The sequence below is a fragment of the Pseudomonas sp. AMR01 genome (genome assembly GCF_041946035.1).
Taxonomy (GTDB): domain Bacteria; phylum Pseudomonadota; class Gammaproteobacteria; order Pseudomonadales; family Pseudomonadaceae; genus Aquipseudomonas; species Aquipseudomonas antarctica_B.
The window spans coordinates 133,761-150,913 of the sequence record NZ_JAUTYR010000007.1; the positions used below are offsets into that span (position 1 = coordinate 133,761).

19 protein-coding genes are annotated in these 17,153 nt (G+C 63.6%); all 19 read right to left on the minus strand.

Annotated features, from left to right (window positions below):
* Positions 1–5 precede the first annotated feature (5 nt).
* Positions 6–1,232, minus strand: a complete 1,227-nt coding sequence (locus Q7C20_RS09535; RefSeq protein ID WP_375066911.1) for a beta-ketoacyl-ACP synthase — start codon at positions 1,230–1,232, stop codon at positions 6–8.
* Positions 1,232–1,960 (minus strand): 3-oxoacyl-ACP reductase FabG, encoded by a 729-nt coding sequence (gene fabG, locus Q7C20_RS09540; RefSeq protein WP_348062522.1) that lies wholly within the window; start codon positions 1,958–1,960, stop codon positions 1,232–1,234. Before fabG ends, Q7C20_RS09535 begins: the two co-directional genes overlap by 1 nt.
* Entirely contained in the window at positions 1,957–2,418 is a 462-nt protein-coding gene (locus tag Q7C20_RS09545; protein WP_375066913.1) for a hotdog family protein, read from the minus strand. Before Q7C20_RS09545 ends, fabG begins: the two co-directional genes overlap by 4 nt.
* Positions 2,415–3,581, minus strand: coding sequence for a beta-ketoacyl-[acyl-carrier-protein] synthase family protein (locus tag Q7C20_RS09550; protein ID WP_375066915.1), 1,167 nt, complete (start codon positions 3,579–3,581; stop codon positions 2,415–2,417). Before Q7C20_RS09550 ends, Q7C20_RS09545 begins: the two co-directional genes overlap by 4 nt.
* The gene (locus Q7C20_RS09555; RefSeq protein WP_375066917.1) at positions 3,578–4,060 is read right to left on the minus strand and encodes a hypothetical protein; all 483 of its coding nucleotides are present in this window, start codon (positions 4,058–4,060) and stop codon (positions 3,578–3,580) included. Before Q7C20_RS09555 ends, Q7C20_RS09550 begins: the two co-directional genes overlap by 4 nt.
* Positions 4,057–4,791, minus strand: coding sequence for a methyltransferase domain-containing protein (locus Q7C20_RS09560; RefSeq protein ID WP_348061793.1), 735 nt, complete (start codon positions 4,789–4,791; stop codon positions 4,057–4,059). The genes Q7C20_RS09555 and Q7C20_RS09560 overlap by 4 nt, the downstream gene beginning before the upstream one ends.
* Positions 4,788–6,035, minus strand: coding sequence for an NAD(P)/FAD-dependent oxidoreductase (locus Q7C20_RS09565; RefSeq protein WP_375066918.1), 1,248 nt, complete (start codon positions 6,033–6,035; stop codon positions 4,788–4,790). Before Q7C20_RS09565 ends, Q7C20_RS09560 begins: the two co-directional genes overlap by 4 nt.
* 33 nt (positions 6,036–6,068) lie before the next feature.
* On the minus strand, positions 6,069–8,381 hold the full coding sequence (locus tag Q7C20_RS09570) for an MMPL family transporter (protein ID WP_375066920.1): 2,313 nt from the start codon (positions 8,379–8,381) through the stop codon (positions 6,069–6,071).
* Positions 8,371–9,066 (minus strand): outer membrane lipoprotein carrier protein LolA, encoded by a 696-nt coding sequence (locus Q7C20_RS09575; RefSeq protein WP_375066922.1) that lies wholly within the window; start codon positions 9,064–9,066, stop codon positions 8,371–8,373. Before Q7C20_RS09575 ends, Q7C20_RS09570 begins: the two co-directional genes overlap by 11 nt.
* A complete protein-coding gene (locus Q7C20_RS09580) occupies positions 9,063–9,488 on the minus strand; it encodes an acyl-CoA thioesterase (protein ID WP_375066924.1) in 426 nt (141 codons plus the stop codon). The genes Q7C20_RS09575 and Q7C20_RS09580 overlap by 4 nt, the downstream gene beginning before the upstream one ends.
* A complete protein-coding gene (gene hutH / locus Q7C20_RS09585) occupies positions 9,481–11,022 on the minus strand; it encodes a histidine ammonia-lyase (protein WP_375066926.1) in 1,542 nt (513 codons plus the stop codon). Before hutH ends, Q7C20_RS09580 begins: the two co-directional genes overlap by 8 nt.
* On the minus strand, positions 11,006–11,941 hold the full coding sequence (locus Q7C20_RS09590; RefSeq protein ID WP_375066928.1) for a glycosyl transferase: 936 nt from the start codon (positions 11,939–11,941) through the stop codon (positions 11,006–11,008). The genes hutH and Q7C20_RS09590 overlap by 17 nt, the downstream gene beginning before the upstream one ends.
* Positions 11,938–12,672, minus strand: coding sequence for a glycosyltransferase family 2 protein (locus Q7C20_RS09595; protein ID WP_375066930.1), 735 nt, complete (start codon positions 12,670–12,672; stop codon positions 11,938–11,940). Before Q7C20_RS09595 ends, Q7C20_RS09590 begins: the two co-directional genes overlap by 4 nt.
* 239 nt (positions 12,673–12,911) lie before the next feature.
* Positions 12,912–14,582, minus strand: coding sequence for an AMP-binding protein (locus tag Q7C20_RS09600; protein ID WP_375066932.1), 1,671 nt, complete (start codon positions 14,580–14,582; stop codon positions 12,912–12,914).
* Positions 14,570–15,124 (minus strand): hypothetical protein, encoded by a 555-nt coding sequence (locus Q7C20_RS09605; protein WP_375066934.1) that lies wholly within the window; start codon positions 15,122–15,124, stop codon positions 14,570–14,572. Before Q7C20_RS09605 ends, Q7C20_RS09600 begins: the two co-directional genes overlap by 13 nt.
* Positions 15,121–15,375: an acyl carrier protein gene (locus tag Q7C20_RS09610; RefSeq protein ID WP_348062209.1), complete on the minus strand. Its 255-nt coding sequence runs from the start codon at positions 15,373–15,375 to the stop codon at positions 15,121–15,123. Before Q7C20_RS09610 ends, Q7C20_RS09605 begins: the two co-directional genes overlap by 4 nt.
* 9 nt (positions 15,376–15,384) lie before the next feature.
* Complete coding sequence (locus Q7C20_RS09615) at positions 15,385–15,654, minus strand: phosphopantetheine-binding protein (RefSeq protein ID WP_375066936.1); 270 nt, start codon at positions 15,652–15,654, stop codon at positions 15,385–15,387.
* A complete protein-coding gene (locus tag Q7C20_RS09620; protein WP_375066938.1) occupies positions 15,632–16,444 on the minus strand; it encodes a lysophospholipid acyltransferase family protein in 813 nt (270 codons plus the stop codon). Before Q7C20_RS09620 ends, Q7C20_RS09615 begins: the two co-directional genes overlap by 23 nt.
* Positions 16,420–17,139: a beta-ketoacyl synthase chain length factor gene (locus tag Q7C20_RS09625; RefSeq protein ID WP_375066939.1), complete on the minus strand. Its 720-nt coding sequence runs from the start codon at positions 17,137–17,139 to the stop codon at positions 16,420–16,422. The genes Q7C20_RS09620 and Q7C20_RS09625 overlap by 25 nt, the downstream gene beginning before the upstream one ends.
* Between the last annotated feature and the right edge of the window lie 14 nt (positions 17,140–17,153).

Consider the following 17,153-nt stretch of genomic DNA (forward strand, 5'->3'; position numbering starts at 1 on the left):
AACGTTCAGGACCAGCGGCGGAAAATCAGCGACGTGTTGACGCCGCCAAAGGCAAAATTGTTGTTCATCACGTAATCGTTGTGCATCTCGCGAAAGCCACCTTGCAGGTAATCCAGCTCGCCGCACTGCGGGTCGACTGAATCAAGGTTGAAGGTGTGCACGTAGCTGTCGCTGTTCATCATCTCGATGCTGAACCACGACTCCAGCGCGCCGCAGGCACCGAGGGTGTGGCCCAGAAAGCTTTTCTGCGAACTTAGTGGCATGCGACTACCAAACAGGCTACTGGTGGCCAGCGTCTCCGCGATGTCGCCCTGGTCGGTGGCGGTGCCATGGCCGTTGACGTAACCGATGGCGCAAGGCTCAAGCCCGGCGTCTTCCAGGGCCAGTTCCATCGCGCGGCGCATGGTTTTCTGTTCCGGGCGGGTGGTGTGCTGGCCGTCGGCATTGCTGCCGAAACCGACCAGCTCGGCGTGGATATGCGCACCGCGCGCCAAGGCGTGTTCCAACTCTTCGAGCACCAGCATGCCGCCGCCTTCGCCGATCACCAGGCCATCGCGGCCACTGTCGTACGGGCGTGGGCTGGTCTGTGGCGCGTCATTTTTCAGGCTGGTGGCGTAGAGCGCGTCGAACACCATGGCTTCGGTGGGGCACAGCTCTTCGGCGCCGCCGGCGAGCATCAACGGCAGGCGCCCGAACTTGATTGCCTCGTAGGCATAACCGATGCCCTGGCTACCGCTGGTGCAAGCGCTGGACGTCGGGATCAGCCGCCCGGTCAGGCCAAAAAAGATGCTGATATTCGCCGCCGTGGTGTGCGGCATCATGCGCACATAGGAGTTGGCATTCAGCCCCTCGGCCACCGAGTTCAGCAGCATATTGCCGAACGCCTTGATCTCGTCCGTACTGCCGGTGGATGAGCCACAGGCCACGCCCATTCGCCCGTCCTTGATCGACTCGTCACCGAGCAAACCTGCATCTTTCAGCGCTTGCTCCGCGGCCCACACTGCCAGGCGCGAGACGCGGCCCATGCTGCGCAATTGCTTGCGCGTCCAGTGCGAAGGCACCACGAAGTCGTCGATAGGCCCGGCCAGGCGCGTGTTCAATTCGGTAAAACGGTCCCACTCGTCCATGCGCCGAATGCCGCTGCGGTTGGCGCGAAAGTTGGCCGAAATGGTCGCCCAGTCGCTGCCCAATGAGGTCATGCCGGCCATGCCGGTAACGACGACGCGTTTCATCAGCACAGGCCTCCGTTCACGGCCAGGACCTGGCGGGTGATATAGCCCGCTTCAGCCGACATCAGGAAATTCACCGCGCCCGCCACTTCTTCCGGCGTGCCCATGCGTTGCGCGGGAATCATCTTCATCAGCTCTTCCACCGGCACGTTTTCATCCAGCATTGCCGTGTCGATCAAGCCCGGCGCGACGCAGTTGACGGTGATCTTGCGCTTGCCCAGCTCGATCGCCAGCGCCTTGGCCGCGCCTATCAAACCGGCCTTCGAGGCGCTGTAGTTGACCTGCCCACGGTTGCCGATCAATCCGGAAACCGACGTAATGCACACAATGCGCCCGGCGGCGCGACGCCGGATCATCGGCATCATCACCGGGTGCAGCACGTTGTAAAAACCGTCGAGGTTGGTGCGCATCACCACATCCCAATCATCTTCCGACAAGGCCGGGAAGGCACCGTCACGGGTCAGGCCCGCGTTGAGCACCACGCCGTAGTAAGCGCCGTGCGCCTCAACATCGGCTTCCAGGATTTCCTTGCACGCCGCGCGATCCGCCACGTCGAACTGCAGCACCCGCGCCTGACGGCCGAGCGCTTCAATCTCGACCTGCACCGCGTCGGCTTCGCTGCGACCGTTGCGGCAATGCAGCACGATGTCATGCCCGGCCTGAGCCAGGCGCAGGGCAATGGCGCGGCCGATGCCCCGGCTGGAGCCGGTGACCAGTACGGATTCAGTCATGGCGTTTGGTCCTTCGATTCATCTAAATAGTTGGCCGCCTGGGGCGGTCGAAATACGTTCAAGCGGGCGCTGGCCTGGATACCGTCGCCGGTGATGTGGCATTCGAACACACCCATGCCGTTGTCGTCTTCCAGGGAGCGCAGGCCGTGGATCGTCAGCTCGGCGCCGGCCGGGAAGTGTTCCACGTTGCACTCGAACTTACGTGTGCCCAACAGGAAACCCAGTTCCACCGCTTCGCCTTTCTGCCGTGCGCGGCAACCGGCGTAGGCGGCGACGCTTTGCGCCATCAATTCAATGCCGACCCAGGCTGGCAGGCCGCCGTCGGCGCGGCTGAACAGGCCGCCGGGCTTGATGGTGGCGCGGGTATGAACCTGCTCTTCATCAAACGACAGCACCTGATCAATCAGGATCATGTCGCCGGCATGGGGCAGCAGTTCGGCGAGTGGCCAAGCAATCATGGGGCCTCTCCGATAATCAGGCTGACGTTATTGCCGCCGAAGGCAAACGAGTTGCTCATCAGGCAGGGTTTTTTCAAGGTGTCACCCGCGTGTGCCCATTGCAAAGCCGGCAGCGCCGGGTCGGCCTCGCCGTCCCACACGTGCGGCGGCACCACGCCGTGGGCCAGGCTCAGCCAGCAGAATGCCGCTTCCAGTGCGCCAGCGGCGCCCAGGGTATGGCCGCTCATGGGCTTGGTCGACGAACAGGCCACGCCGTGGGGGAACAGGTCGGCCACGGCCAGGCTTTCCATCGCGTCGTTGTGCTGGGTCGCGGTGCCGTGCAGGTTCAGGTAACCGATCTGCTCGGGCGCAAGCTTCGCGCTGGCCAGGGCCTTGCGCATCGCCAGCAGCGCGCCTTTGCCCGTCGGCTCTGGCGCAGAAATATGGTGCGCATCGCAACTGGCGCCGCTGCCCAGCAGGGCAATCGGCGCAGGTGTCTGGGTCATCAGAAACAGCACAGCGGCTTCGCCGATATTGATGCCGTTGCGGTTCACTGAAAACGGGTTGCAGCGCTCGCTCGACACGGCTTCCAGCGAGGTGAAACCGTTGAGGGTCAGCCTGCACAAGCTGTCGACGCCGCCGCAGATCACCGCATCGCACACGCCCAGGTCCAGCAGGCGCTGGGCACTCATCAGTGCCCGCGCGCTGGAGGTGCAAGCGGTGGAAATCACATAGGCCGGGCCGCTCAGTTGCAGCCAGTCGGCGAGGAAATTCGCCGGGGCGCTGAGTTCCTGTTGCTGGTAGTCGTAGTCGCCGGGGAAGCAGCTGTCGCGCAGGTAATGCGCGATGCCACGGCTGGCTTCGTCGATGCCCGACGTGCTGGTGCCCAACACCACGCCAACCCGCGACGCGCCGTAGGTGTGGATCGCCTGGCGCAACTGGGCCTCTATCTGCAACGCGGCTTCAAGCAACAACTGGTTGTTGCGGCTACTTTGCTGGTTCAGCTCGCCAGGAATAGTTGCCAGCTCGCCGTGTACACCCGCCACCGGCAACACGCGCTCCGGCACCCAGCCGCTTTCGGCGCGCATGCCCGAACAGTCGCCGGCAAACAGGCTGCGGCTGACCTCGGCCTGGCCTCGGCCCAGTGCGCAAATCACGCCGAGTGCATTCAGATAGGCTGTCATTGGGCGGCCCCCAGCGGCGTGATGCGGTAGCTCAACGGTTGCCCGGCCATGTTCACGCTGAACACTTCTGAGGACTGATACACAATCTGCCAATGGCCCGGCAGCGTGCGCGTAAGGTCCCTGGCTTGGGCGCTCGGGTACAACGCGCGCACGTCATCCGCCGACGTCAGGGCGAACAGCAGCGCGGCAAACAATTCCCGCGCCTGCGGGTTGGGCGGCAGCAAACCGTCGGCCTGCCACTGCCCATTGATCAGCTTTTGCCGGGCCTGGGGAATGCCCAGCGGGTCCATCATTGACCAGCGAATGCCGCCGCCTTCGCGCTGGATCACCAGCAGCCAGTCCTGGCTCTGGCCGTCTGCGCGGCGCTGCACGTGCAGTTGCATCGGCAAGGCCAGGCTTGGGGTTTTCTCGGGCAACGGTGGCGAACTGGCGCAGGCGCTCAACAGCAACAGGCAGCCCATCAGCAGCAGGCGCATCATGGCGCCGCGCTCGTTAAAGGCTTGCGTGCCACGCAGTTCACCAGGGTTTCTTCGCGCTGGCCCACCGGCGGCGGGTTGCGCAAGCCCAAGCGTTCAAGCAGGCCAAAATCGCTGGAGCGGCTCCACCACAAGTAGGGATACGAGACGTTCTGCGGGCCGAACTCAAAGCCCTGCTCGCGGAGCATGTCCAGGTATTGCTCGGCGCTTTTTTGCACGTGCATCGGGTGACGGAACAGCCAGCGAATCACCCAGGTGTCGATGTAGGCTTCGGTGGATTCGGCAAACAGCAAATAGCCGCCCGGCTTGAGCACGCGGTAGAACTCTTGCAGCGCGCGGTGCTGTTCCACCAGATGGTGGAACGTCTGATGGCAGAACAGGATATCGACGCTGGCGTCCGGCACGTCGAGGGTGGCGCAGTCGCTGCCGATCAGCTCAATGGCGAGGCCCTGACGCTCGGCTTCAGCTTTGCTCAACACCAGGCTGTGAGGGTCGGCATCCAGGCCAATCAGGCGCGCTGGGGCAAACACCTGCTGCAACAGCTGGAACGATTTGCCCTGGCCGCACCCTGCGTCCAGCAGCACCGGCGCTGCCGGCAAAGGCTCGGTGAACAGGCTGCGCAGGTCGTTGATCGCCACGCGCAACACGTGATGCTGCCAAGTGTGGCTGCGCAGAAACCAGAGGCCGAATCTGGTTTCTTCCACGTAGTTTTTGCTCAGGTACTGACTGCTCATACCGGCTCACCCGCACAAATTTCCGACAGCATGCGCAACCGCCGTTTCGGCTCGCTGACAAACGGGTTGCGCTCATCCCACGCGTAACCGGCGAGGATCGAACTGATCATCCGGCGAATCTCCGGCGCGCTGCCCGGATGGAAAATCACATCCTGGAAGGTGCCGGCATACCAGCCTTCCACGTAACAACGGAAGGTGTCGACGCCACGCTTCAGCGGCTCGGCAAACTCGGTTTGCCAGTCCACGGTTTCACCCTTGAGCTGACGATGCAGCAGACCGGCGGCCATGCTTGCTGAGCGCATGGCAATGGTCACGCCCGAGGAAAACACCGGGTCAAGGAATTCCGCTGCATTGCCCAGCAGCGCAAAGCCCGGCCCGTGCAGGGTTTTGACGTTTGCTGCGTAGCCGCCGATGGTGCGCGCCGGGGTATCCCACACGGCGTTTTTCAGCACGCGAGACAGGCTTGGGGTTTGCGCGATAAAACCGCGCAGGCAGGCGTCGAGGTCTGCATCGCGGCCGTCAAAATGCTCCTTGGCCGCGACCACACCTACCGAGCAGCGCCCGTTACTGAACGGGATGGTCCAGAACCAGATATCGCGCTTCGTCGGGTGGGTGGTAACGAGAATCTTGGTGCGGTCGAAGCCTGGGTGTTCGATGTGATCTTCGACATGCGTGAACACCGCCTGGCGCACCGGAAAATTCGATGGCAAGTCCAGGTCCAGCAAGCGCGGCAACACGCGGCCGTAACCGCTGGCGTCGAGTACGAATTTGGCTTTGAGGTGGTACTCGCTGCCGTTCTCGCGGCGCACATGCAGGTAGCGGCTTTCGCCGCTCAAATCCACGCCGATGATGGTTTCGCCGTAGCGAATCTCTACGCCTTGCAACGTGGCCTGGTCAGCCAGCAACTTGTCGAACTCGCCGCGCTGCACCTGGAAGGTGGTCGGCTTGCCGTTGCTGAAGGTGTCGCCGAAATCAAACGCGCTGTAGCGCTCGCCCCAGGCGAACGCGGCGCCGGTTTTCACCTGGAAACCGGCGGCTTGCACGGCGTCGAGCATGCCGGCTTCTTCGATAAAGTCGATGCAGTGCGAGAGCAGGCTTTCGCCAATCGAGAAACGCGGGAAATGCTGGCGCTCGATAATCAATACATCATGCCCATTGCGCTTTAACAGCGCGGCCGCGATGGCACCGGATGGTCCGGCACCGATCACGACTACTTGGCGACGTTCCATTTCAACTATGGGCACGAGGGCTCCTTGCCACTTTGGCGATAATCACATTCATAAGGCGTGCTTCTGTTGCCCGGCCCACGGCGCCAGCATAAAGCTGAAAGCCAGGCCCAGGCTGACCGACAGGCCGAAATTACTCACGGCCGGTGTACTCGACACCGCCAGCAGGCCAAACGACAACCAGGTCGTCAGCGCCGCCAGCAGCGTTCCTAAAAGGCTGACGGCGGGGCCGCCGATCTGCTCGCGCATCAGTATCGCGTAATCCACGCTGATCGCCGTGACCAGCAGCAGGCCGAACAGGCTGAACAGCGTGAGTGGCTGGCCCAGCCAACCGAGGCTCGCCAAACTGCACAGCGCGGCGAGCAGGGGCAGGGCGACGATGCGCAACGCGCCGCCGACACCGAACGGCAGGATCAACAGCAGCACGATCAGCACGCACGACATCAACTTCAATTCCGCCGCGCTGATCTGCGTGTCAGCGAACACCCGGTTCAAATCGCCAAGGCGATCGACCAATTGCACGCCGGGCAAATCCAGCGCCTGCACCCGCAACAGCGCCGGGTTGTTCAAACCTTGCAGGCTGACCATCGCCGCCACGCCGCCGTTCACCGGGCCCAGCCACAGTGTGCGCCAGGGTTCGGCAAGTGGGCCGACCAGCGCCGCGTCGATGTCTTCGGTGGGCAGCGCTTGCAGTTGCGCCACTTCGGCCTGCAACGCGCTGGCGGGCACGCCGAGGTCCAGCAGCGGTTGCCAGAATTGCGGCAGTTTATTCAGCGCATCGCGCAGTTGCTGTTGCTCGGCGGGCAGGCTGACCAATTGGTTGAGCGCCAGGTAACCCTGCAGCTTGTTCATGTTCACCAGTTGGTCCAGACGCTGGCCCAGCGCGGCCTGACGCTCCAGCAACTGTTGCTGGTTGTCGGCGCGCACCAGAAAGAACTGGCTGGTGGGCTGGAAGCCGGTAATGCGCGCCACGGCCTGGGCTTCTTGCAGCAGTTGCGGCGGCGCGCCGATCCATTGGCGAATATCGTTTTTGCTGCTCAAGTGCCACAGGCCGCCGGCGCAGAACAGCAACAGCAACGCCAACAACACCGGGCTCGGCACGCGCTTGAGCAACGCGGCACGCAGCAGCCACAGGCATTCGGCGATGCGCAGCGGCCATTGCGCCGGGCGCAGCTCAACGCCCCTGAGCAGTGCGGGCAACAGGCACACGGCGGACAGGTAGGCGCCGACCAGGCCGGCGGCAGAGAACACCGCGATTTGCGTCAGCGCCGGAAACGGTGTCCAGGCCAGCGCCAGGTAGCCGATGCAGCTGGTGGCCAGGCTCAGGCTCAGCCCCGGCAACGTCAGGCGCAAGGCCGGCCAGCTGCGCCACGGCTGCAGGCTCCAGCTTTTCGACAGATAGTGCAGCGGGTAATCCACCGCCACGCCGATGAGGCTGGAGCCCAGCACCAGGGTCATCACATGCATATGGCCGAACAGCGCCACACAGGCCACCGCGCCAAACAGCATGCCCACCAGCACCGGTACAAACGCCAGCAACACGCGCCAGCGACGGAAGGCGAGCAACAGCAGTAACAGGATGCCAAGGGTGGCGCCGCCGCCGACCCAGGTGATTTCCCGCGTGGCTTGCTGCTGACCATTGGCGGCGTAGAGCAAGCCACTGGCGGCGAGCAATTGCGCGCCTTGCCCGCTTGCCTGCTCACGGCTGGCCTTGAGCAAATCCGCCACTTGCAGCGGCAGTTTCATGTCGAAGGCATTGCCGGTGGTGCGCGCGCGCAGCAGCACCCAGCTTTTGCCGTCGGCCTCGGCGATCAACGCGCCGCTGCCGATATCCAGCTGCACCGAGCCGTGTTGCGGCTGGCTGTTCTGGATGCGCCCGGTGAGGCCCAGCCAGTCATCCTGGCTCGGCACCAGGCTGAAGCCGGTGAAGGGGTCGAACAGCGCTTGCACGCGCTGTTGGATGAAGGCGTCGGGGTGATCGATGAGTTGCTCGCGGTCCTTGGCCGAGAGCATCGCCAGGCGCCCGCGCAGCAGTTGCTCACGCAGTGCCGGCAAGTCGGCTTGCAGGTTCCACTGCACTTTTTCGAACAGCCCGCTGGCCTGCCAGCGTTCGCCCAATTGCTGCGCCACGGTCACCGCTTGCTGGCGGTCGCTATGCCCGACCAGCACCAGCATTTCGCGGTTCAGCGGTTCCTGCATGCGCTGTTCGGCTTGCTGTTCCAAGGCATCCGGCGTGTCGCCGGGCACCAGTTCCATCAGGTTGGCCGACAGCGGCGCACCATGGCGCCACTGCCAGCCGGCCAGGGCCAGCACGGCCACCAGCAGAGTCAGGAACAGGCGCGGCATCAGGCGCTCACTGGGCAAAGTCGTGCTTCTCCGAATCGCTCAACGGTTGGCTGGCGGTGCTGTCCTGCATGCGCAATACAGTGCTGTCGCCTTGGGTTTCCAGCAGTTCGATTTTTTGCACCAGCTCACCGCCATCGATATTGATTTGGGTGAACACCTGCTTGAGCAACAGCGAGCGCGGCACCAGCGTCAGCTTCCAGCCGCTGGCTTCGCCTTGCAGGTGCAGTTCGAAGTCACGCTGCAAGCCACTGCTATCGCCCTGGAGTACCGCCAGGAACAACCGATTCTGCTCGGCGCCGGCGCTTTTGTTAGGCAGCAATTGCCAGCCGTTGGCGTCGCGTCGGGCGATGCCTTGGGCGCTGATGCGGTAGTCCTGTTGCAGCGGGGTTTTCAGCAGCCACAGCAGGCCGTGGTCTTTGGCGAGCACGAAGGTGCCTTTGCTGACCAAGGGTTGGGGCAGGGCACGCAGGTGTTTTTCCTGGGTGAAGGCTCCGTGGATGACGGATGGTTTGGCCAGTTGCTCGCTGAGTTGTTGCAGGTCGAAAGCGTGGGCGAAACCTGGAATGCTGAACAACAGAATAAACACCGTCCATGTGGGAGCGGGCTTGCTCGCGAAGGACGTTAACGATGACGCGGGTTGCCTGACACTACTCAGGGCTCTCAGGATCTTCGCGAGCAAGCCCGCTCCCACAGGGGATCTCATTTCAAGGCTCTCTCTACGTCGTCTGTGAATATTTTTGGGGAGGCCAGCTGCATTTCGCGGCTGGCGATTTCTACGGCGACTTGCACGGTGCTGGCGCGGGTTAAACGCTCGCCGCTGGCAAGGTCGGTGATCAGGTAGTTGACCTTCAAGCGGTTTTCCCACTCCACCAGGCTGGCGCGCACATTGATGGTTTGGCCGAACACCGCGCCGCGTACGTAGCGCAGTTGCAGGTCGATCACCGGCCAGGCGTAGCCGGATTCAAGCATCGCCGTGTAGTTGTGGCCGATCTTGTCGAGCAGCGCGCAACGCGCCACTTCCAGGTACTTCACGTAATGCCCGTGCCAGACGACGTTCATGGTGTCGACGTCGAAAAACGGCACGAGGATTTCAGTGTCGCAATGCAATACGCCCTGGCTACGCATGCAGCCTCCAGTGTTGCTCGGCGATGCGTTTCAGGCACAGGCGCAGTTCGCCTTCCAGCGCGCGGTCTTCGATGACCGGCGGGAAATCTTTGGCCAGTTCAATGTGCATCGCTGCCAACGCCGGTGGCAGCGCCCGCGCATCCGCGGCCTGGGCGCGCAGCCACACGCCCTGGTTGGCGGCGAGCAAAGTGGCAGCAGCGACCTGTTCGGTCAGCTCCAGCACCCGGATCGCATCGCGAGCGGCGATGGTGCCCATGCTCACCTTGTCCTGGTTATGGCACTCGGTGGAGCGCGAGAACACGCTGGCCGGCATGGTGTTTTTCAAGGCTTCGGCGGTCCAGGCGCTGGTGCCGATCTGCACGGCCTTGAAGCCATGGTTGATCATCGCGCGATCCGCTGGCGCACCCGACAGGTTGCTCGGCAGGCCGTGGTTATAGCGCACGTCCACCAGCAACGCGAGTTGGCGGTCGAGCAGGTCGGCGACGTTGGCCACCAGCGTTTTCAGGCTGTCCATGGCGAAGGCAATGTGGCCGCCGTAGAAGTGCCCGCCGTGCAGCACGCGTTCTTCTTCGGCGTCGATAATCGGGTTGTCGTTGGCGCTGTTCAGCTCGATTTCGATAAACGCGCGCAGCCAATTCAAGCTGTCGGCCAACACGCCCAGCACGTGGGGCGCGCAGCGCAGCGAGTAGCGGTCCTGCAGGCGATGCAGCGGCGCCGTTGGCGCATCAATCGCCAAGTCTTTGCGCAGCCAGGCGGCAACTTGCATCTGCCCAGGGTGCGGCTTGGCGGCGAACAGGCGCTCGTCGAAGTGTTCCGGGTTGCCTTGCAGCGCCACCACGTTCAGCGCGGTGATGCGCGTGGCCAGTTGCAGCAGGTAGTCGGCGCGGGCGAAGGCCAGGCACGCCAGGCCAGTCATTACGGCGGTGCCGTTCATCAATGCCAGGGCTTCCTTGGGGCGCAGTACCAGCGGCTCCCAGCCCAGTTCGCGGTGCACGTCGGCAGCCTGGCGGCGTTCGCCACGCAACGTCACTTCGCGCTCACCGGACAGGGTCGCGGCGACGTAAGACAGCGGGGTCAAATCGCCGCTGGCGCCCACCGAGCCTTCTTCCGGGATCAGCGGCAGCACGTCATATTCGAGGAACGCGTGCAGGCGCTCCAGCAGTTCCGCGCGCACGCCGGACACGCCGTGGCACAGCGACTGCAAACGCGCGGCCAGCACCGCGCGGGTGGCCTGTGCATCAAGCAACTTGCCCAGGCCACAACCGTGGAAGGTGTAGAGGTGACGCGGCAATGCTTCGACGTGTTGCAACGGCACCGCCACCACGCACGAGTCGCCGTAGCCGGTGGTTACACCGTAGATCACGCCTTCCTTGTCCAGCAGCGAGTCGAGAAACTGCGCGCCCTTGGCGATGCGCTGGCGGTACGCGGCGTCGTTTTGCAGCTGCGTAGGCGCCTGACGGTTGGCCAGGGCCAGCACGTCTTCAATGCGCAATGGGCGCTCGCCAAAGGTTACCGGCTCAAGATGCGTCGTCATCGGTCTTCCAGAAAGGGTAAAAGTTGAACCATTGTCGGGGCGCTGCCAGGCAGAACTGGCCCAGGCGCGCGGCGTAGCGTGCGGTCCACTGGGCGATCACCTGCTCGCGGGTGCTGCGCTTCCACTCGATTAAGTCGGCGAACGGCTCGATGGTCAGGCGGTAGCGACCATTATGTTTAAGGCACATCAGCAAATTGACCGGGCATTTCAGCAGGCCGGCCAGCAGCCACGGGCCTTGGGGGAACGCCGCGTCAACGCCGAGAAAATCCACCCGCACCTTGCGCCCGCCATGCAACGGCACGCGGTCGCCGGCGATGGCCAGCCACTCGCCTTCGTCCAGTCGCTGGCTGAGCAGCAGCATGGTGGCCGGGTCCAGCTCGCTGACCTGAATCAGGCGCAAATGTGTGGCCCCGGCTTCGCCCAGCAGTCGGTTGAATTGCTCGGCGTGCTTGGTGTGCACCAACACGTTCATGGTGACTTGCTCGCCGATCTCGGCGAGGGCGCGGCACACTTCGAGGTTGCCCAGGTGTGCGCCCACCAGCATCTGCCCGCGCTCGCCGCGCAGTTGGCCGCGCAATTGCGCCGGGTCGTCTATTTCGATCTGTTCTATGCGCAGCTTGCCGTTCCACACGTCGAGCTTGTCGAGCAAGGAATCGGCGAAGGCCATGAACTGGCCGAAGACTGATTTAAGGCTGGGGCGCAGCTCATCGCGGCCACTCCAGTCGGCCAGGCGTTGCTGGTATTCCCAGGCACTCTGGCGCGCGGTGCGGCCGAACAGGAAGAAGTACAAGACGATGCCGTACAGCACCGGGCTCAGCAGGCGACGGCCAAGCACCTTGGCGGCGACGGCGGTGAGTTTCATCAGCCAGAAACTGCCGCGCTCCTCACGGTCGGCCCAGTGCTTGGTGCTGTCGTTCATGCCTGCCACCGCCGCCACAAAATCATCGGTGCGCGCACCACCATGCCGAAAAACAGCCGGGTGTGCATGGCCGAGATGCGTACGTTGTCGTGGAACAAACGGAAGTGCGACAGGCCGTCGGCGGGGTAATGCACTTGGGTCGGCAGCCAGCGCATCGGCTGGTTGCGCCAGGCCAGGCGCACGAGGATGTCGGAGTCGAAATCCATGCGCGTGCCGATGTAGGCCGAGTTCATCAGTGCCAGCGTGGGTGCCAGCGGGTACACGCGAAAGCCGCACATCGAATCGCGGATTTGCAGCGAAAGGGTGTTGATCCACACCCACACGTGGGTCAGGTAGCGCGCGTACAGGCGGCCTTTGGGCACGCTGTCGTCGTATTCGGGGTAGCCGCAGATCACCGCATCGGGGTGCCTGCGCGAGGTGTCGATAAAGGTTTCGACTTCACGCAGGTCGTGCTGGCCGTCGGCGTCGACTTGCAGCGCGTGGCTGTAGCCCAGGCGCGCGGCTTCGCGAAAGCCCGCCATGACGGCGCCACCTTTGCCTTGATTATTTGGCAGGGTCAGCAGGGTGACATTTTCCAGCGTGGCCAACTGTGCAAGCACCGCCGCGCAGCTTGGGCTGCTGCCATCGTCCACCAACAGGCACGGCAGGCCGTTGTTCAACAGGCTGTGAACCACGGCTGGCACGGCGGCTTCATGGTTGTAGACCGGGATCAGGGCGCAGGGGTTATGCATGGCGCACGTCTTTGGCTGGAAAACCGACTGTGGCCAGCGGGCTTTCTGTGGCCAGTGTGATTGCTGTGGCGAGCGGGCTTGCCCCGCGTTGGGCTGCGAAGCGGCCCCAAAACCTGTAATGGAGTTCCGTCTGGCACACCGGGGTTACCTTTCTGGGGCTGCTTCGCAGCCCAACGCGGGGCAAGCCCGCTCGCCACAACAAGCACACTGGCCACAACAAGCCCGACAGTCTGAAAAACCTATTCACTGGGCTTCTCCAGTTGAATGCGGCCGCTGGAGCAGGCCGCTACGCCGTTACGGTAGGCGAAGTACAGCTTGCGGCGTTCGGGGTCGAAGCGCAGGTGCAGTTCGACGGTGTCGCCGGGGCGCAACAGTTGCTGGAATTTGAGCACTTCCATCCCGGCAAAGGTGGGCGGCAGGTCGAGCAGTTGCTGGCCCAGGTTGAACGCCCATTCCACTTGCACCACGCCCGGCAGTACCGGTGTGACCGGGAAGTGGCCGCTGAAATAAGCGAGGTCCGGCGGCACGCTCAGTTGCAGGGTCCATTCGCCGTCGGCTTCAACCTGTTCCAGCACGTGCGGCGCTTTCGGTCGAGGCGCCAACAGCAAGGCTTCGACGTCGGCTTGGGGCAATTTGCCTTGGCTGGTCAGAGGCAGCTGGCGCAAGAACCGCCAGCGGCGGGGCAGGGCCAGGGCTTCGCAATGTTCGCTCAGGTGCTCACGCAGAGTTCGGGTGACGGCGCGCCGGCCTTCGTTGCGCAGAGCATGCAGGCCATCAGCGCTCAACACCACCAGCGCGCCAAGCGATGCGCGGTTTTCCTGCACCACGCCCAGGCGGGTTTCGGCGACCCACGGGTGGGTCATCAGCGCCTGTTCGAGCATGGGCAGGGAGATGCGTTTTTCTTCCAGCTTCACGATGCGGTCCAGGCGCCCGAGCAGTTCAAAACGGCCATCGGCATGGATGCGCGCAGCGTCGGCGGTCTGTTCGATATGCCCGGCAGGCAAATACGTTGATGCAATGCGCAGTGCGCCGTCGGCGTCCTGGCTTAATTGCACATCGGCAAACGGCTGCCAGGGTTGCGCGCCCTGACGCCAGGCGATGCCGCCGGTTTCCGAGCTGCCGAGGATTTCTGTCGGCCATTGCTGCAAGCGGTCATAAAGGTCGCCCGCGGCCTCGATGGGCAGCGCGCCGCCCGACGAAAATACCCGCAACACCTGGCTCAGCGCGGGCCAGTCGAGGTTGTCACCCATGCGCTTGAGCAGCGCCGGGCTGGCGACCCAGGCAAATTGCGGGTGTTCGCGGCTGGCGCGTTGCAGGTCTTCAGGGAACGCCAGTTGCTTACGCACAAAGGTGCGACCGGCGCACAACGGCCACAACACGCGAAACAACAAACCGTAGATGTGTTGGGTGGCGACGCTGCCGATGATGCAGGCGTCCTTGAGGTCTGCGCCCCACAGCGTTTCCAGAGCCTCGACTTCATTGGCCAGTTGGCGCAGGGACTTGTGGATGCGCTTGGGCTCGCCGCTGGAGCCGGAGGTGCACAGGCTCAGTTGGCAGGTGTCCAGGTCCAGCGCGGCGGGCGCCAAGGGCGCTTGATACAGCGCGTCGAGGTCAGCCGCTTCGACCAGCCAGGCGTCAACCGAGTCGTGCCAGCGCTGGCGGGTTTGCGGTTGCAGGTCGGCGGGCAGCAGTACGCTGGCCCCGGCACGCCAGGCACCCAGCAGGGCAATCGCCAGCAGCCCGGCGTCTTCCAGGTGTACCGCCAAACGCTGAATGCCGCGCGCGTGCAGTCCGCCCGCAAGGCTCAGTGACTGCTCCCACAACTGGGCATGGTTCATCGCAGGCTCGGTGGTCACCGAACGCAGTTGCAGCGGCTCAAGCAGCAGGTGCTCAAGTTTCAACCCTTCCATACGCGGCCTCGAACCCTTTGTCGTACCAGCCATTCCACGGCAAACAACAGCCCCATCAGCCCGTAGGCGATCAGGCCGTTGTACAACGTCCACCAGCTCAGCGGCGCCCACAACGTGAGGGCGGCGGCGAGCAGGCCATTACACAGAAAAAACACGCTCCACACCACGGTGACCTGGCGCGTATACACAATGCCCTTCGGCGGCAGATCGGGCTGGGTCATGCGCGCCAGGCGTTCGACCATCGGCGGGCCGTATTTCAGGCTCAAGCCGAACAGCGCCAGCATGAACGCATTGACCAGGCTCGGGTACCAGCGCAGCAGTTGCGGGTTGTCGAACCAGGCCAGCAACAGGCAAAACAGAATAACCGCCACCGCCATCCAGCGACTGCCGGGGCGCCGCGCGCCGGTAAGTGCGCGCAACAGCCACAAGCTGCCGAGCAGCAAACCGAATTGCCATGGCGCAAAATGTTCGGTGCCGTAATACACCGCAAAGGGGTACAGCAGCCCCGCCAGCAACAGGCCAAGGCCGATCAAACGGCTCATGCGGCCGGTTGGACCAGACGGTAAACCGCCTCAACCACGTCATTCACGGTGCGCACGGCCTTGAACTCTTCGGCGGCGATCTTCTTGCCGGTCTGGCGCTTGATATGGTCGATCAAATCCACCGCATCGATGCTGTCGATTTCCAGGTCCTGATACAGGTTGGCATCCAGCGTGACGCGTGCAGGTTCCAGTTCAAACAGTTCCACCAAGGCTTCGCGCAGGGTGTTGAAAATATCGTCACGAGTTTGCATGGTACGGTCTCAAGCTGCCTGTCTGGCCGTGACGAACGCCGCAAGGCTGGCCACGTTGGTGAAGTGATTGCGGGTGTCCTTGGCGTCGGCATCGATCTTGATGCCGTACTTTTTCTGAATCGCCAGGCCCAATTCCAGGGCGTCGACCGAATCCAGGCCCAGGCCTTCGCCGAACAGGTTTAGTTCGCTGCCGATGTCGTCGGGGCTGATGTCTTCAAGGCCCAGGGCCTCGATGATCAGCGCCTTTATGTCGTGCTCAAGGCTGTGTCTGTCGCTCATCTTCGGCGAGCTCCTTAATGAAATAGTGGTGCAGGTAGTCGTTGAGCTTGCGTGAAGCCTGGGGCGCGGGCCCGAGCGAGGCGAACGCCTGTGGTTCTATATCGGCACCCACGCGCAAACTGAAATGAAATCGGCGTTTGGGGATGCGATACCAGGGTTCGGCCTTGGTCAGGGTGGTGGGGCTGACCTTGATCACCACCGGGGTGATGATTGTCGCACCGCGCAGCGCAATGGCGGCGCCCCCGCGATGAAAGGCGGGCGCGGCGCCGGGTGTGGTGCGGGTGCCCTCGGGGAAGATGATCAGGGTTTGGCCTTCGCGCAGGGCACTGGCGGCGGCATCGAGCATGTCTGAGCTGCCGTCATTGCTGATGTAGCCCGCGTCGCGCACCGGGCCACGGGTGAACGGGTTTTGGAACAGGCTCTGCTTGACCACGCAATTGGTCTGGCGCATCAGGCCGATCAGGAACACCACATCGATCAGCGACGGGTGGTTGGCGATGATCATCTGGCCCGGCCGGCCGAGCTTTTCGGCGCCCTCAACGCTGTAGGTCAGCACGCCGCCGCGCTGCATCATGCGAATAAACAGCCAGAACAACCGGCTGATGGTGTGGCGCGCGCGTCGGCGGTGCTTTTCTGCGCTGCCCGGCAGAAGGCTGAGCAACGGGAACACCAGCAACCGCAGGCACAGCCCGCCCACGCCGAACATAAAGAAGCTCGCGGCGGTAGCGAACAGGCGCCAGTAATAGGCGTCCCGTGGTTTGTCGGTCAGGGCTTGCGTTGCCAGTTCCATACACGGTTCTTCCAGGCATGTTGGCAGGTGGTCTGCTCGGTAAGCAGGGTGCGCAGCAGGTTCAGGGCATGGGGCCACTGGGTTTGACTGAGTTGGACAGCGCCGCCTTTTAGTTCCAGCTGCCACTCGTCGCCGGGTGTCAGCAGCAGCCCGAGGGCGTAGGGGAACGGCACATCCTGGATCCAGCCGGCGTAAGCATCGGGCGGCTGTTCTTCGGTGATCACCAGCAATACCGCCGGGGCGCCTTCGTTGAGCAGCGCAGCGGCTTCGAGCATGCCGTGTTCCAGGCCATCACCGGCGGCGGCGAGGGCGGTCATTTCGCTGGTTTCATTACGCAGGATCGACCACAGGCCAATCACCGCGTTGTGCACTGACAGGCTGAACTGGGTCGGCGACAACGGTTCGTCGTTAGCCAGGTCGCTGAGGATGTCGAGGGTGCGCGGGGTTTCGCCGTGACGGGAAATAAACACCAGCGGCAGGTCTTGCAGGCCTTCGGCCAACGGCCAGCCCACACTGAACGCCATGCGCGCCAAACGGCTCAAGCGGCGGCGCTGCATGGCGGGCAGGAATGACACGTCAGGGGCGGCATCGCTGACAGGCAGCAACACGGGGTCCCGGCCCCAGGCGTGCCAGTCGTGCACACTCTCCAGGCCAGGGGCCCAGGCGCGCCATTGGGCGATGTTAAAAGTGATCACTGAGAAGTTATCCC